The following is a 15,328-nucleotide window of genomic DNA, read 5'->3' on the forward strand; positions in this document are numbered from 1 at the left end:
TTGGCACGGACAGGGCAACGGCGGTCGCCAATCGCCTTCATGCGATCAAAGTAATATTATTTGCATCAATGTTTATAAAAAATGAAGTTTAGTCATAAAACCAATTACACCCGCAGAAATACCGCAAAAATGGGGTATTTCGTCGATTATCCCTCAAGCTCTTCGCGCAGAAGTTCAAGCTCTAGCCATTCATTTTCCATGCTAGATTGTTTTTTCTGGAGCGCCTCCAGCTCGGCTGCCAGCGAATGGAACAGGGTCGGGTTCTTGCTGAAGAGTGCGGGATCCGCCATTTTGGCCTCGCAAGCCGAGATCGCGGCCTGATTGCGCTCCATATCCTTCGGCAGGTTCTCGAGGGCGAATTTCTGCTTGTAGGAAAGCTTACCCTTGCCTTTGGCCGGTTCGGAACCCGAGGCTGGCGCGACTGGACCCTTGTCTTTTTCGACCTTCTCCTGCTTGCGTCGCTCGTCTTGCGCGACCTTCCGCTGGGCAAGCATGTCCGTATAGCCACCGGCATACTCGATCCAGCGGCCGTCGGGGGCTTCCGGATTGGCGGGCGCAAGCGTGGAGGTAACCGTCCGGTCGAGAAAATCGCGATCGTGACTGACCAGAATGACCGTTCCCGGAAAACCGGCAACGATTTCCTGCAAGAGATCGAGCGTCTCGATATCGAGATCGTTGGTCGGTTCGTCGAGGATCAGAAGATTGGCCGGGCGCGCCAGAATACGGGCCAGCATCAGGCGAGCCCGTTCCCCGCCCGACAGGTCCCGGATCGGAGTCCGGGCCTGTTCGGGCTGGAAAAGGAAATCCTTCATATACCCCGTTACATGCCGCTGTTCACCGTTGACCAGCAGGTTTTCCCCGCGGCCGTCCGTGAGATAATGGGCCAGCGTGTCGTTGAGATCGAGATCCTCCCGTCGCTGATCCAGGGTGGCAATTTCCAGATTCGTACCCAGTTTCAGACTGCCGCTATCGGGCTCCAGTTGTCCGGTCAGCATCTTCAGCAGGGTGGTTTTTCCGGCGCCGTTCGGACCGACGAGACCAATGCGGTCTCCGCGATGCACACGGATCGAAAAGGGCAGGACGATGGCCCTTTCGCTATAGGACTTCGTGATGCGCTCCGCTTCGATCACGAGCTTGCCGGATTCCCGGGCTTCTCCCACGCTGGCCTGCACGGTGCCCTGCGGCCCCTTGTGGCCGCGATGCCGGGCGCGCATGTCCTGCAGCTCCCCCAGGCGGCGCATGTTCCGCTTCCGGCGCGCCGTCACGCCGTAGCGCAACCAGTGTTCTTCCCGTTCGATTGCCTTTCCGAGCTTGTGTTGTTCCAGTTCCTCCTCTTCGAGGACCTGGTCCCGCCAGGCTTCGAAATGGCCAAACCCGCGGTCCAGGCGTCTTGACTGTCCCCGATCGAGCCAGAGTGTGGCTGTCGATACTTTCTCCAGGAACCGGCGGTCATGCGAAATGAGGACGAGAGCGCTTCGGGTTTTCTGCAGTTCTCCTTCAAGCCATTCTATGGTCGGAAGGTCCAGATGGTTGGTGGGCTCATCGAGAAGAAGTACATCCGGTTCGGGAGCGAGCACGCGTGCAAGAGCTGCCCGCCTCGCCTCGCCACCCGACAGGTTATGGGGATTTTCCTCTCCGGTCAGCCCGAGATGGTCCAGCAGATAGGTGACGCGATAGGGATCGTCCCCCGGGCCAAGACCCGCTTCGGCATAGGCTTGTACGGTTTCGAAGCCATCGAAATCGGGTGCCTGATGGAGATAGCGGATGGTGGCGGAAGGATGTCGAAAAACCTCGCCGGCCTGCGCCTCCACCAGCCCCGCCGCGATTTTCATCAGCGTCGATTTTCCCGACCCGTTTCGCCCCACAAGGCACAATCTCTCCCCCGGCTCCAGTTGGAAACCGGCTCCGTTCAGCAGGGGCGCACCCCCGAAGCTCAGGAAGATGTTATCGAGTTTGATGATTGGCGGCGCCATCGGTCAGGCTCCCGTGAAATCTTGGGGTCGGGCAAGCACCAATCCATATCCGCCGCGAAGCGAAAGATGGATCGGGCCTTCAGCCACATTGGAAACGGTTCGGGAAGACCCGAAGGAAAGGTCGAACTGATCGAGCGGATAACGGGCTCCAGCGATCGAAAGACCATGAAGCGCACAGAACCCGATGACGGAAAACAGACTGCCTGCCGGCAGGTCGAGGGAGAATGTACCGGGCACCAGAGGCCAGGCCTCTTCCTCGCCGGAGGTCAGGAAGACGGACCGTCCTTCGGAGGCAAGGGCCGTGGCCTGCACGTAATGCTGAAGCGCATGATCCGAACGTTCACCGCGAAGCGCACCGACCAGGACGAGGCGGGTCGCTCCCCGCGCCAATGCTTCCGAGATCGCGATTTCGCCATCGGTGACGGCTTTTTCAGCGGGATAGGGCTGCCGCTCCACATGGGGCCACAGGTCCAGCATTTCTGGGGGAGCGGAATCGAAGTCGCCGACCCACAATTCGGGAACAAGACCGAGATCCCGGGCATGACGAATCCCGCTATCGGCGGCAATCACGCGGCATCCCGCCACCGCCGCCCGCACGCGGTCGGTGAGCGACAGCGTTCCACCAAGCAACACGGCAAAAGACGTTTCGTTCATGGCGCTAGCAGATAGACAAGTTTACGGTCGAGGAAAAGGCCCCATGCCGGCGGAAGACGGGCGGATCGAAGCAGAGACGGTATCAGCAGGACTGCACGGACCCTCTTGCCATGGTGGCTGCGGCGGAATAGATCTCATGACGCTCTAACGGGGTGCCTTCCTATCCAAGGGATCGGAAGGCTGAGAGGCTTTGGCCAACCCGCGGAACCTGATCCGGCTAGCACCGGCGGAGGGATTAGACGTTGCCATGCATCGGCACCTTCATTCCCCCACGACGACATGTGATGAGAGGAGAGGCCGATGACGGCATACATGAACGGTTTTATGACCAGCCTTTTGACCGCAAGCTTGGCGGTAGCGCTGACCTCAGCCCCGGCTAAGGCTGCGGACAAGGAATTGACCATCTATACCTATGAGAGCTTTACCTCCGAATGGGGTCCCGGTCCCAAGGTCAAGGAAGCTTTCGAAAAGACCTGCAACTGCACGGTCAATTACGTCTCGGTTGCCGACGGGGTGGCGCTTTTGTCCCGTCTCAAGCTCGAGGGCGCTGCCAGCAAGGCCGATATCGTGCTGGGGCTGGACACAAATCTGGTTGCCGAAGCGAAGGAAACCGGCCTTTTCGAAGCAAGCGGAGTCGATACGTCTGCGGCGAGTGTACCGGGCGATTTCAAGGACGATGTTTTCGTTCCCTATGACTACGGCCATTTCGCCGTGATCTACGACACCGATGCCGTCAAGAACCCGCCGAAAAGCTTGAAAGACCTGGTGGAAGGCGATCCCTCGCAGAAAATTGCCATCGAGGATCCCCGCACGTCCACGCCTGGGTTGGGCCTGCTTTTGTGGGTCAAGTCCGTCTACGGCGACAAGGCACCGGACGCCTGGGCCAAATTGAAGGGCCGCGTATTGACCGTGACGCCGGGCTGGTCGGAAGCGTATGGGCTTTTCACCAAGGGCGAAGCGCCAATGGTTTTCTCCTACGTGACCTCGCCGGCCTACCATATGGTGGAAGAAAAGACCGAACGCTATCAGGCGGCTGAATTTGCAGAAGGGCATTACATCCAGATCGAGGTTGCAGGCATGACGAGCAACGCCCATGACAAGGATTTGGCCCGCTCGTTTCTCTCTTTCATGATTTCCCCGGCCTTCCAGGATATCATCCCCACCACAAACTGGATGATGCCCGTTTCAGCCACCGCGACGCCCCTGCCCGATGCTTTCGGGAAACTGGTAAAACCGTCGAAAACCTTCCTGATGTCTTCGGAAGAGGTAGCCAGAAACCGGAAGGCCTGGGTCGAGGAATGGCTCGCCGCGATGAGCATGAAATAAATGCTGACGGCCCGTGAAAGGATTCGGGCCTATGCCGGCGGGGGCTTCGCTCTCGCCGGTATGGCAGTGTTTGCGGGCCTTGCCACGCTTTCCCTGCTGCAATCCGGGCTGAAGACGGCGGACCGGCCCTTGTTCGATCCCTATCTCTGGGGCGTACTGCGCTTCACGCTGCTTCAGGCCGTGCTTTCGGCCGTTTTGTCGGTCGCCCTCGCCATTCCCTTTGCTCGCGCCCTTGCGCGCCAGCCCCGATTTCCAGGCCGCCTTTGGCTGGTGCGCCTGCTGGCCTTGCCGCTTGGGCTTCCCGTCATCACGGGCGCCTTGGGCTTGCTGGAGGTGTGGGGGCGAAACGGCTGGGCCAACAGTGCCCTGAAGGTCCTCGGCCTGTCAGAGCCAATCAGCATATACGGGCTTTCAGGCATTCTGCTGGCCCATGTATTCTTCAATTTTCCCCTGTGCGCCCGTTTGATCCTGGCGGGACTGGAACGACTCCCGGGCGAATACTGGCTGTTGGCGAGCAATCTCGGTCTGGGCTCACGCGACGTGTTCCGCTTGATCGAGTGGCCTGAGATACGCCGGCAGATTCCGGGTGTGGCAGGTCTGGTGCTGATGCTGGCCGCGACGAGTTTCACCCTCGTTCTGCTGCTGGGTGGGGGGCCGGCAGCCACGACGCTGGAAGTGGCGATCTACCAGGCATTGCGATTCGATTTCGATCCGCCCCGTGCCGTAACGCTGGCGCTCATCCAGATTGTCCTGACTGCTGCGCTTCTGGCGCTCTTGTCTTTTGTCCACAAGGCCTCCCCGGAGGGCCAGACGCTGACCATCCATGCGGGCCGACCGGATGGCAAGCCCCTTTCGAAACGCCTGGGTGACGGCATTGTGCTGCTGCTTGGATCCCTGTTTCTGCTTCTACCGCTCGTTGCCATGACCATGGCAGGCCTGAAGGCCGATCTTATCCGGCTGATCACGGAGCCGGTATTTATCCGCGCACTCGGCACCAGCCTCGCCATAGCGATCCCGGCCGGAATGCTGGCGGTTGTTCTCGCTTGTGCCATAAGCCTGGCCCGGCTTGCCGCATGGGAAAGGGGAAACGATCCGCCCCTTGTCCGAAGCATAGCCCGGCTGGGACCCGCCACTGCATCGCTTATCTTGCTTTTCCCGCCAACGGTCCTCGGGACCGGATGGTTTCTTATCTTTGGTGCCGCTTCCGTTGAAACGGTGGCGCCGCTGTTGATCGTGATGATCAACGGTCTGATGGCCTTTCCTTTCGTGCTGCGGATTGTCGACCCTGCGCTGTCTTCCCACCGCCAGCGAACAGGACGGCTTTCAGCCAGCCTCGGCATAACGGGTTTTTCCCGCCTTCGGTTGATCGACTGGCCGGCTCTGCGCAAGCCATTGGCGATGGCGCTCTCCTTTGGCACCGCCCTCTCCATCGGCGATCTCGGAGCCGTTGCCCTGTTCAGTTCGGATCGTCTGATCACCCTGCCCTGGTTGGTTTACAGCCGTATGGGCAGTTATCGCACGGCCGACGCGGCAGGTATTGCCCTCCTGCTCGCCCTTCTCTGCCTCCTCCTCACCCTCGGCGGTACCCCCGCAGAAGACCGGAACCAATCCCATGGCCGTTAGCGCGCACAGTCTCCGTCTCGCAGAGGTCGCATTTTATCGGGGAACCCAGCGCCTCTCCTTCGAATTGACCCTCAATGGGGCGATCACGACCATTGCCGGTGCATCGGGTTCGGGCAAGACGACCCTGCTGCACCTGATTGCCGGCTTCGAAACTCCGGCCGCTGGGCATATTCTGCTGGATGGTGCCGATGTGACGTCGCTCCATCCGTCCGAGCGGCCTGTCTCTCTCGTTTTTCAGGACAATAATCTGTTCGCGCATCTGGATATCGCGACCAATATCGGGCTCGGCATCAGCCCCTCTCTGTCCCTGACGGATCAGGACAGAGACGCAATTTCCGAAGCGCTTAGCCGGACCGGCCTCGCAGGCTATGAAAAGCGTCTTCCGGAGAGCCTGTCCGGGGGCGAGCGGCAAAGGGCGGCCTTTGCCCGCGCGCTGGTGAGAAAGCGCCCTTTTCTTCTGCTGGACGAGCCTTTCGCTGCCCTCGATCCGGAACTGCGCCGTTCGATGGGCGAGTTGCTGAAGGAACTGCAATGGGAGACAGGTATTATGGTTCTGCTGGTGACCCATCTGCCGGATGAAGTGGAAAGGCTGTCGGACGATGTCGTGTTCATCGAAAAGGGAGAGGTGATTTTTGCAGGTCCCCGGTCAGACATTCGAGGACCGCAGGCGCCGGAGCCGCTTCGGGCCTTTTTGGGAAATCGAGCGCAGCCCGCATAGTCAGCCATATTTCGAACGAAGAGCCGGTCGACTATGGCGACGCTGCATAACAGGAATACGCTCGGTAGAGCTAGGCAAACAGGGCGAAAATCGGTTAGAGCAGAATTTCACGTCTTGCAGGCTGCAGACACCAGTGCGATGGCGTCGCCCGCGAGGATCATATTGAAGCTGATGATGATGATGCTAGCCGGCATGGCCCCAGGACCCGCACGCGAACGCCGCCCCGGCGTGCGGCGGAGTCGGCTGGCCTCTGCGGCGGCCATCCTGGTGGCAACGACCTGGCTGACAGGCTGCCAATCCATTCTCAGCCAGACCTACGAGCCCACCGTTTCCCCCTCCTCGACCCCGCAAATCGTGGACGAGGTGCAGAAGAACGATCCCAACGCCCAGGTCGGCGCCAAGGAGCACCCCCGGATCGTGGCCAGTTATGGGGGCGAATACAGGGATGCCAAGACGGAGCGACTGGTCGCTCGCATTGTCGGCGCCTTGACGGCGGTCTCTGAAAATCCGACCCAGTCCTACAAGATTACCATTCTGGATTCTCCGGCCATCAATGCCTTTGCGCTGCCGGGCGGGTATCTGTACGTCACACGGGGCCTGCTCGCGCTGGCGAATGACGCCTCGGAAGTAGCCGCAGTTCTGTCGCACGAAATGGCCCATGTGACCGCCAATCATGGCGTAGAGCGGCAAAAACGCGAGGAAGCGGAAGTCATTGCGAGCCAGGTCGTCGCGGAAGTTCTGTCCAGCGACATCGCCGGCAAGCAGGCTTTGGCAAGGGGCAAGATGCGGCTCGCGGCCTTCTCCCGCAATCAGGAGCTTCAAGCCGACGTCATCGGTGTCAGGATGCTTGGGGAGGCGGGTTACGATCCCTACGCAGCGGCACGGTTCCTGGATTCCATGGCGCGTTATGCGCGCTTCATGTCGACCACCGCGGAAAACGACCAAAGCCTGGACTTCCTCTCGAGCCATCCGAACACCCCGCAGCGGATTGACCTTGCGCGCTCGCATGCCCGCAACTTCGGGATGGAAGGCTCCGTCGGCGACAAGGGCCGGGATTATTATCTGAGCGGCATCGAAGGCCTTCTTTACGGCGACAGTCCACAGGAAGGCTATGTCCGCGGCCAGACCTTCCTGCACGGTGGCTTGGGCATTCGCTTCGAAGTGCCGGACGGCTTTCAGATCGACAACAAGGTGGAAGCCGTTCTTGCCACCGGCCCCGGCGAGGCGGCGATCCGTTTCGACGGTGTCTCGGACACAAGCAATGGCAGCCTGACGAATTACATCGCCAGTGGCTGGGTAACCGGATTGAAGCCGGAAACCATCCGCCCGCTGAACCTGAATGGTCTGGCCGCTGCCACGGCGCGCGCCGCCGCGGATCGGTGGGATTTCGATGTAACCGTCATCCGGACCGGATCGCAGATCTTCCGCTTCCTGACGGCCGTTCCCAAGGGAAGCCCCTCGCTCGATTCCATCGCCAACGTGCTTCGCAACAGCTTCAGGAAGATGTCACCCCAGGAATCGGCCGGGTTGAAACCGCTGCGGATACGGGTTGTGACTGTTCAGCCCGGAGAAACCATCGGCGTACTCGCAAACCGGATGATGGGCACAAATCGAAAGCTGGAACTTTTCCAGCTGATCAATGCGTTGAACCCGACATCGGTTGTGATGCCGGGTTCGAAAGTCAAGCTGATTACCGAGTGAGGCGAAACGCCTAGAGATAAGCGCGCCTCTCCTTGCCGCCTTGGGTCTGGGTCAGGACAAGGCGAAGCTTTTCAAGCGCACGGCTCTCGATCTGGCGAACCCGTTCCTTCGAGATGCCGAGCTTCGCTCCCAGGGCCTCAAGCGTCTCGCTGTCGTCGCTGAGACGTCTTGCCTGTATGATCTCCAGTTCACGCCGGTTGAGATGCTTCAGCGCAGACCGCAGCCAGGCGACACGACGCTCGCCGTCGATCAGCGCTTCCGCCTGCTCGTCCGGAAGCGGCTCCTCGCTTGTAAGCACATCGGAGAGACTTTGACCGTCTCCGGAGCCCAAAGGGGTCTCGAAAGGAACGTCCCCGCCCGAAAGACGGGCGTCCATTCGCTGCACATCGGCTATACCGACGCCGAGGGCATGGGCAATTTCCTGATGCGCCGCTTCTGCGGTGAGCTGAATGTCGCCGCGAGCAAGCTTGGCTCGAAGCCGGCGCAGATTGAAGAACAGCGCTTTCTGGCCGGAACTTGTACCGCCCCGGACAATAGACCAGTTGCGCAGGATATAGTCCTGCATCGAGGCTTTGATCCACCAGGACGCATAGGTGGAAAAGCGAAACCCGCGTTCCGGATCGAACCGCGCCGCAGCCTCCAGCAGGCCTGCATAACCTTCCTGCGTGAGGTCCGCTGCGGGCAATCCGAAATTACGGAACTTGCCGGCCATGGAGATAACCAGACGCATATGGGCCACGACAATCTGGTTCAGCGCATTCTGGTCGTCCGACCCGCGCCAGCGGCTTCCCAGACGCGCTTCCTCCTCACGGCTGAGGTAGGGCGCTGCCATGGCATGCCTGATCATGGTCCGATCTGCCGCATTCGTGGTCATCATCCGTCTCCTGGCGTCTCTGAGAGTTCCGGCAGATGGGCTTGCCGCCGGACAATTCCAATCGGTCAGGGCTGTAACGAACGGCGTGATAAAAAGTTTCACAAAAAAACCCGGCCGAGGCCGGGTTTTTTGAGGGAAGGAAAACGCGCCTTAGGCCGCCTCTTCCTGGCTTTCGTCTTCTTCGACTGCCTTGCCGCGCTTGGGACCCTTGGCAAGGTGAGTTTCAACGAGGCGAACAGCTTCCGTCTCGGACATCTTGTTCACAGCGGCAATCTCGCGGGCCATGCGGTCCAGGGCCGCCTCATAGAGCTGCCGTTCCGAATAGGACTGCTCCGGCTGGTTCTCGGCGCGGTAGAGATCGCGCACCACTTCAGCAATGGAAATCAGGTCGCCGGAGTTGATCTTGGCATCATATTCCTGCGCACGGCGCGACCACATGGTGCGCTTTACGCGGGCCTTGCCTTGAACGACCTTCAGGGCGCGCTCCACGAAATCGGTTTCCGAAAGCTTGCGCATGCCAATGCTCACGGCTTTGGCAACTGGCACCTTCAGCCGCATCTTGTCCTTTTCAAAATCGATAACAAAAAGCTCGAGCTTCATACCCGCCACTTCCTGCTCTTCGATAGCGGTGATCGTGCCGACACCATGGGCCGGATAGACGATCGATTCACCGGTCTTGAAGCCCTGGCGCGTCGAAGATTTTTTCTGCTGGGTCGTCATTCGATTCAAAAACTCCCTGTTACGCTCCCGGATGGCCGGGGCCGGGTCAGTCAGGCCCGGATTAGGCGGCTTTCCGCCGGGTGACTCCAGTTCCTGCTCCAGCAACCGCACAAAAGGCAGCACCGAAACAAAAAACCGTACAGGCAAGCGCAGGCATGCCTTGGGTCCCGTATTTCGGTTTCTTTCGTTTACTTTCGTGATGGTTGCGGGCAGCAAATGCCCCGAAGTGGATCAGTATCCGGACCCTAACACAAAAATATGCGGAAATCAATAATTTGGTTTGCCTGTGCCTTGCCAGACACGAGGCAAATCAAAAACGAACAGGGCGCGGCGATTCGAACACCAACCTGCAGCCATATGGCGAAAGCCCACAATCTGGGCTTTCAAAATTATCAGGAATCACCCGTTCCCGGGTTCGGCGAGAAGAATTTCTCGAACTTGCCTTCAACGCCATCCATTTCCTTTGCTTCAGGCAATGCATCGCGCTTGCGCGTGATGTTCGGCCAGACAAGGGCATAGTCCGCATTGATCTTGAGCCATTTGTCGAGGCCCGATTCCGTATCCGGCTTGATCGCTTCCGCGGGGCATTCGGGCTCGCAAACACCGCAATCGATGCATTCATCCGGGTGGATGACCAGGAAATTCTCGCCTTCATAGAAGCAGTCAACCGGGCATACTTCGACGCAGTCCGTATATTTGCAACGAATGCAGTTGTCGGTCACGACATAAGTCATGTTGAACTCCAGAAAGCGCCGGCCGGCGGCGGGAGAAGGCAGAACCGGCAGGCAGGTCAGGCGATGCAAGGGTGCCGGGCCGAGAAAGGCCACACGGCATGTTCGGTAGCGTGAGGTATCGGCTTTGCTCCGATGTGGCAAGGTTTTCCGTTCCGAAATTTGAGACAGAGCAAGTATGAAATTCCATCACAGCCGCGATTTGGGTCGCCTGAGGCATTTTGTCCCGCATGTTCCGGAGCGTGTCGCCGCCCTCCCGGTGCTTGCGTGGAAAGCCCCGCTGGCGGTAAAGCCAGAAAGCAGATTCAAGGAGGGAGCCGCAGATGAAAATAGCCATTCTCACCGTATCCGATCGCGCCAGCGAAGGGCTTTACGAAGATATCAGTGGCCCGGCAATTGAAGGCTGGCTTTCTGCCGCCGTGGTTTCTCCTTACGACATCATCCGCAGGATCGTTCCGGACGGCATCGATTCCGTGTCAGCGGCGCTCATTCAACTCTGTGACGAGGAGAGAGCCGATCTGGTGCTGACGACGGGCGGAACGGGTCCTTCGCCCCGCGACCAGACACCCGAGGCCATGCAGCGGGTGATGGAGAAAGAATTGCCGGGCTTCGGGGAACTTCTCCGGCGCAAGAGCCTTGAACAGGTGCCCACGGCCATTCTCTCCCGACAAACGGCTGGGACGCGGGGCTGTTCGCTGATCATCAACCTGCCCGGGCGCCCTCGATCCATTGCCATGAGCCTCGATGCAGTTTTCCCGGCAGTTCCCTATTGCCTGGACCTGATCGGAGCGGGTCGGATCGACACCGATCCGGCGGTCATCGTCAGCTTTCGACCGGAATCTTAAAGATAGGAAAAGCTAGATGTCCTCGACATCCCGCCAGCCGAGGTCTTCATAAAGAAGCCGCGCTTCCTCGTAAGGCCCGCGACGATCGCCCGGCAGGCGCATGAAAACTCCATGCTCCCGCCGTGTCATCCCTTTCCAGCTGAGGAGATCGATCCGATCACCCGCTTTCACGAGAAGGCTGGGCTGTGTCGCCACAGCGCCATTCACCAGGACCATCTCCTCGACGATCCATTTCTGCGCGATGGCGCGGGATTTTGCCAGGCGGGCAAAGAACAGCCATTTGTCAAGGCGCTGGCGCCCCGGTGACTCTGGCTGTTCCCGGCCCTTGTCCATAGCTTATTTCTTCATCTGTTCCTTCAGCGCTGCGAGCTTGGCGAAGGGTGAATCCGGATCGACAGGCTTTTCCTTCCGCTGCGGTCTGGCTTCGAAACGCTGCGGCTGGGCGCCACGATCATTCCGGTCCGGACGCGGCTTGCGATCCCCATCCGGGCGCTTGCCCTGATGCTGGCCCTGCTCGTTGCGCGGCCGCTCGTCGCGACCTTGCGGCCGATCCCGGCCCTGGCGATTGCCTTCACCGCTCCGACGATTCTCGTCGCGGCGGGGACCGCGTTCGGCCCGCGCCTCACCTTCGCCCGAGCGGCGGCCCTGCCCCTGAGGACGACGGTTGCCGGTATTGGGCGCGCGCTGATTGTCCTGACGACCGGCCGGACGCCACAACAGCACCGGCTTTACCTCCGCCGGTGCCGCCTCCGCGGTAGCAACGTCGGGTTCGCCAGCCACGGCTTCGCTTTCGGCAGCTGCCGCCGGCTGTTCGGAAGCAACGGCGGCTTCCCCTTCGGATTCGGAGGCAGCAGGCGCCTCTTCCGAAGACAGATCCGCACTGGCAGCCTCCTCGGCAGCAGCGCCGGCGCCTGTATCGGCAGGCGCCAGAGTCGCGAGGTGGGCATGAGCCTCTTCGGCACTGACGGAATCGGCACGATAGCCGAGGCCCTTCAGGATTTCTTCCATGTCATCCGGGGTGGCGCCAAGAATGGAAAGCATGGCAGGCGTGCTGGTAAACCGACGGCCGTCATAGGCGCCATCGGGACGCGGCGTGGTGCCGGGCTTCCACTGCAGAAGCGGACGGATGATATCGGCCAGTCTTTCCAGAATATCGATCCGGACGGCCCGCTTTCCGAGGAAGCGGAAGCCGGCAAGCTTGTAGAACGTCCGTTCGAATCCCGGGTCGGTGACAACCGAAGTGCGGCCGGCCGCGAGCGCCGGGATAAGCTCGCCATAGCCGGGCTTGTCCAGGCCATCATTGGCCAGTGCCCACAGAAGCGTGATCAGCTCCGCCGGGGCAGGCTTCAAAAGAGCCGGCATGAAGATGTGATAGGCGCCGAAGCGGACGCCGTAACGACGCATGGACGCACGGGCATCCTGATCGAGCGATTTCACATCTTCGGTCACGTCGCGACGGAACAGAACACCGAGATTTTCCACGAGCTGGAAGGCAAGCCCCTTTGCCAGCCCCTGCAGGTCTTCTGCACGGGAAATATCGTCCAGCGGCTTCAGCACCGTGGAAATGTGATGATTCACGAAGCGCTCGATTCGGGCCGCCACATGTTCGCGGGCAGGGCCGGTCAGCTGTTCGTCCGCCAGCACGATCACGCGGGGGCGCATCGCATGGTCGCTGGCCGAAAGACGGGCCACCGGCTCGCCGAGCCAACGAACATAGCCATCGGCACCCAGCGCCAGGTCGCCATTGCCCGAGGCGTGCAGCCGTGCGGCCCGCGCTTCGAATTCGAGCGCAAGCGCCCTTTGGGCGGCCGCCTGGACGGCTTTCGCTTCGGGTCCATCGGACGCCGTGACCGGAGAAAACCGGAACCCGGCCAACTGTCCGACATGATGTCCTTCCACGAAGACATCCCCATTCACACTGATTTCAGCTTCCAGCATCGCATTCTCTCTCAGGCGCTTCATGAGCACAGATGTCCTGCGATCAACAAAGCGTTTCGTCAACCTCTCATGTAACGCGTCGGACAACCGATCTTCGATTTCCCGCGTCTTTTCTTGCCAGTGTGTCGGATCGGCAAGCCATCCAGGACGATTGGACACATAGGTCCAAGTCCGTATCTGCGCAATGCGGGCCGACAAGGTGTCGATCTCGCCTTCCGTCCTGTCGGCGCGGAGCACCTGCTCGGCCATGTAATCTTCATTGACCGCACCATGTCGGACAAGATCCGAATAAAGAGTGGCAATGAGTTCCGCATGCTGGGCAGGAGTAATGCGCCGATAATCGGGCAGCGCGCATGCTTCCCACAGTTTTTCTACCCTTTCGGGAGTGGTCGCAATATCCTGAATCTCCGGGTATCGCGCAAGCAGTTCCAGCGCCTGCTGGTCCACCGCAGGCAAAGCACGGGTCAGACCCTGGACCGGCGGCGCCACTTCCAGACTGGCCCGCAGGGCCTTTATCGATGCGAAGTCCAGTTCCTTGCTGCGCCATTGCAGAACGCGAACGGGATCGAAATGGTGGGTTTCGATTCGCTCGACCAGTTCCGGGTCGAAGGGATCGACTCGGCCCGTCACTCCGAAAGTGCCGTCGCGCACATGCCGGCCGGCACGGCCCGCAATCTGTCCGATCTCGCCCGGATTGAGGTCGCGGAACTGGTATCCGTCGAACTTTCTGTCCTGCGCAAAAGCAACGTGGTCCACATCGAGATTGAGGCCCATGCCGATTGCATCGGTGGCGACCAGATACTCGACATCGCCATCCTGGTAGAGGCCGACCTGAGCGTTGCGGGTTCGGGGGCTGAGCGCCCCCAGTACGACCGCTGCCCCGCCGCGCTGACGACGGATCAACTCTGCGATGGCATAGACTTCCTCCGCGGAGAAAGCCACGATGGCGCTGCGCTTGGGCAGCCGGGTAATCTTCTTGGAGCCCGCATAGGCAAGCTGGGAGAGGCGCGGACGCTCCACCACGGTGATTCCCGGAAGCAATTGCTCGAGAATGCCCCGCATGGTGCCCGCACCCAGAAGCAGGGTTTCATCCCGGCCTCGCAGATGCAGGATGCGATCGGTGAAAATATGCCCCCGCTCCAGATCGCCGGCCAACTGCACCTCGTCGATCGCGACGAAGGCAGCGCGGGTTTCCCGCGGCATGGCCTCGACTGTGCAGACCTGAAACCGGGCCTGCGGCGGAACGATCTTCTCTTCCCCGGTAACCAGCGCCACATTCTGGGCACCCACACGCTCCACCACACGCGTGTAGACCTCGCGAGCCAACAGGCGCAGAGGCAAACCGATTACGCCGGTGCCGTGCGCAACCATGCGCTCGATGGCATAATGGGTCTTGCCCGTATTGGTGGGGCCGAGGACCGCGGTAACGCCGCGACCGCTCAGGATCATCGGTTGCTTGATCAAAATGTCATTCCATCAGGCAGGCGAAAGCCGGCATGACCGGCGTGGGTGAAGCACACATGGCGCTCTCGGGACGCAAACACAAGGGCTTATGGCCGGTTACGGGTAAAGAAGTTCCGATAACCGCTCAGCTTCGTCGCAAATGCCCGTTTGCGACCCGCGATTAACCAATGGAACAGCCCCTGAACGAATCGCCGACGAATCGCTGACCGCTTCGCTTTCTCTGTTTGTTCCCTACTACATGTTGTGTTGACCGAAGCGATACGAACAAAACGGGGCTTCGAACGCCCAGGTCGAGGTCCGTTCTGGCTCTGCGAGCGTTAACCTTTTCCGCAGGAGCGGGAACGGATGATTAACATACTGTTAACTATGAGACTTCAGGTGCAAACCGGAGTTCGCGCCAGCATCGTTAACACATTGTCCAAAAACGGAACGAATCACAGACGAATCGCTTACCTCGCTCATTTCCCTATTTGTTCTCCACAATATGTAGTATAGCAACGGGTTATTGCTAACCATTTCGGCGCTCGGCGTCGCATGGCATTCGCCTTTCCGGCGCCAAAAGGGTTAACGGACGGGGAGAGTGCCGAAACGAGAACCATCAGAAGATTTTGGCGCGCGGATTTGGGGAGAAAAGGCAACTGCGGAGAAGGCCTGTTCCAAACCGGGATTAACCTTTGGAACAGCGCTGGAACGAATCGCTGACGAATCAACGACACCGCCGGTTTCCCGATTTGTTCACCGCAATATGTTGTGTAAAAACA

General features: G+C 60.0%; 12 protein-coding genes and 1 riboswitch. Of the genes, 5 read left to right on the plus strand and 7 right to left on the minus strand.

Annotation, left to right across the window (positions count from 1 at the left end; all coding sequences use genetic code 11):
• Positions 1-146 precede the first annotated feature (146 nt).
• Positions 147-1,973 carry an ABC-F family ATP-binding cassette domain-containing protein gene (locus tag ACT54B_RS15045; RefSeq protein ID WP_476045933.1) on the minus strand — a complete coding sequence of 609 codons (1,827 nt, stop codon included), beginning with the start codon at positions 1,971-1,973 and terminating at the stop codon, positions 147-149.
• 3 nt (positions 1,974-1,976) lie between these two features.
• The gene (locus tag ACT54B_RS15050; RefSeq protein WP_476045934.1) at positions 1,977-2,627 is read right to left on the minus strand and encodes a thiamine diphosphokinase; all 651 of its coding nucleotides are present in this window, start codon (positions 2,625-2,627) and stop codon (positions 1,977-1,979) included.
• A gap of 138 nt (positions 2,628-2,765) precedes the next feature.
• Positions 2,766-2,879, plus strand: a riboswitch (TPP riboswitch).
• A gap of 72 nt (positions 2,880-2,951) precedes the next feature.
• On the opposite strand from ACT54B_RS15050, the gene thiB reads away from it, so the two are divergent.
• From thiB to ACT54B_RS15070, 4 genes are all read left to right on the plus strand, one after another.
• A complete protein-coding gene (gene thiB, locus ACT54B_RS15055; RefSeq protein WP_476046230.1) occupies positions 2,952-3,953 on the plus strand; it encodes a thiamine ABC transporter substrate binding subunit in 1,002 nt (333 codons plus the stop codon).
• A complete protein-coding gene (gene thiP / locus ACT54B_RS15060; protein ID WP_476045935.1) occupies positions 3,954-5,576 on the plus strand; it encodes a thiamine/thiamine pyrophosphate ABC transporter permease in 1,623 nt (540 codons plus the stop codon).
• Positions 5,566-6,294 (plus strand): thiamine ABC transporter ATP-binding protein, encoded by a 729-nt coding sequence (locus ACT54B_RS15065; RefSeq protein ID WP_476045937.1) that lies wholly within the window; start codon positions 5,566-5,568, stop codon positions 6,292-6,294. The genes thiP and ACT54B_RS15065 overlap by 11 nt, the downstream gene beginning before the upstream one ends.
• A gap of 192 nt (positions 6,295-6,486) precedes the next feature.
• Positions 6,487-7,995 (plus strand): M48 family metalloprotease, encoded by a 1,509-nt coding sequence (locus ACT54B_RS15070; RefSeq protein WP_476045938.1) that lies wholly within the window; start codon positions 6,487-6,489, stop codon positions 7,993-7,995.
• Between the two features lie 10 nt (positions 7,996-8,005).
• On the opposite strand, the gene ACT54B_RS15075 is transcribed toward ACT54B_RS15070, so the two are convergent.
• From ACT54B_RS15075 to fdxA, 3 genes are all read right to left on the minus strand, one after another.
• Positions 8,006-8,869 (minus strand): RNA polymerase factor sigma-32, encoded by an 864-nt coding sequence (locus ACT54B_RS15075; protein ID WP_476045940.1) that lies wholly within the window; start codon positions 8,867-8,869, stop codon positions 8,006-8,008.
• Positions 8,870-9,019: 150 nt separating this feature from the next.
• A complete protein-coding gene (locus tag ACT54B_RS15080) occupies positions 9,020-9,589 on the minus strand; it encodes a CarD family transcriptional regulator (protein WP_476046231.1) in 570 nt (189 codons plus the stop codon).
• Positions 9,590-9,981: 392 nt separating this feature from the next.
• Positions 9,982-10,323 carry a ferredoxin FdxA gene (gene fdxA / locus ACT54B_RS15085; RefSeq protein ID WP_476045941.1) on the minus strand — a complete coding sequence of 114 codons (342 nt, stop codon included), beginning with the start codon at positions 10,321-10,323 and terminating at the stop codon, positions 9,982-9,984.
• 320 nt (positions 10,324-10,643) lie between these two features.
• On the opposite strand from fdxA, the gene mog reads away from it, so the two are divergent.
• Positions 10,644-11,165 (plus strand): molybdopterin adenylyltransferase, encoded by a 522-nt coding sequence (gene mog / locus ACT54B_RS15090; protein WP_476045943.1) that lies wholly within the window; start codon positions 10,644-10,646, stop codon positions 11,163-11,165.
• 12 nt (positions 11,166-11,177) lie between these two features.
• On the opposite strand, the gene ACT54B_RS15095 is transcribed toward mog, so the two are convergent.
• Positions 11,178-11,498, minus strand: coding sequence for a S4 domain-containing protein (locus ACT54B_RS15095; protein WP_476045944.1), 321 nt, complete (start codon positions 11,496-11,498; stop codon positions 11,178-11,180).
• Between the two features lie 3 nt (positions 11,499-11,501).
• Positions 11,502-14,552, minus strand: coding sequence for a helicase-related protein (locus tag ACT54B_RS15100; protein WP_476046232.1), 3,051 nt, complete (start codon positions 14,550-14,552; stop codon positions 11,502-11,504).
• Positions 14,553-15,328 lie beyond the last annotated feature (776 nt).

Source organism: Gellertiella sp. DMC107 (assembly GCF_056313605.1).

Excerpts from the sequence above, each read along its gene's own strand:
- ACT54B_RS15045 (WP_476045933.1), bottom strand. The coding sequence starts at position 1,973 with ATGGCGCCGCCAATCATCAAACTCGATAACATCTTCCTGAGCTTCGGG.
- ACT54B_RS15050 (WP_476045934.1), bottom strand. The coding sequence starts at position 2,627 with ATGAACGAAACGTCTTTTGCCGTGTTGCTTGGTGGAACGCTGTCGCTC.
- thiB (WP_476046230.1), top strand. The coding sequence starts at position 2,952 with ATGACCAGCCTTTTGACCGCAAGCTTGGCGGTAGCGCTGACCTCAGCC.
- thiP (WP_476045935.1), top strand. The coding sequence starts at position 3,954 with ATGCTGACGGCCCGTGAAAGGATTCGGGCCTATGCCGGCGGGGGCTTC.
- ACT54B_RS15065 (WP_476045937.1), top strand. The coding sequence starts at position 5,566 with ATGGCCGTTAGCGCGCACAGTCTCCGTCTCGCAGAGGTCGCATTTTAT.
- ACT54B_RS15070 (WP_476045938.1), top strand. The coding sequence starts at position 6,487 with ATGGCCCCAGGACCCGCACGCGAACGCCGCCCCGGCGTGCGGCGGAGT.
- ACT54B_RS15075 (WP_476045940.1), bottom strand. The coding sequence starts at position 8,869 with ATGACCACGAATGCGGCAGATCGGACCATGATCAGGCATGCCATGGCA.
- ACT54B_RS15080 (WP_476046231.1), bottom strand. The coding sequence starts at position 9,589 with ATGACGACCCAGCAGAAAAAATCTTCGACGCGCCAGGGCTTCAAGACC.
- fdxA (WP_476045941.1), bottom strand. The coding sequence starts at position 10,323 with ATGACTTATGTCGTGACCGACAACTGCATTCGTTGCAAATATACGGAC.
- mog (WP_476045943.1), top strand. The coding sequence starts at position 10,644 with ATGAAAATAGCCATTCTCACCGTATCCGATCGCGCCAGCGAAGGGCTT.
- ACT54B_RS15095 (WP_476045944.1), bottom strand. The coding sequence starts at position 11,498 with ATGGACAAGGGCCGGGAACAGCCAGAGTCACCGGGGCGCCAGCGCCTT.
- ACT54B_RS15100 (WP_476046232.1), bottom strand. The coding sequence starts at position 14,552 with ATGATCCTGAGCGGTCGCGGCGTTACCGCGGTCCTCGGCCCCACCAAT.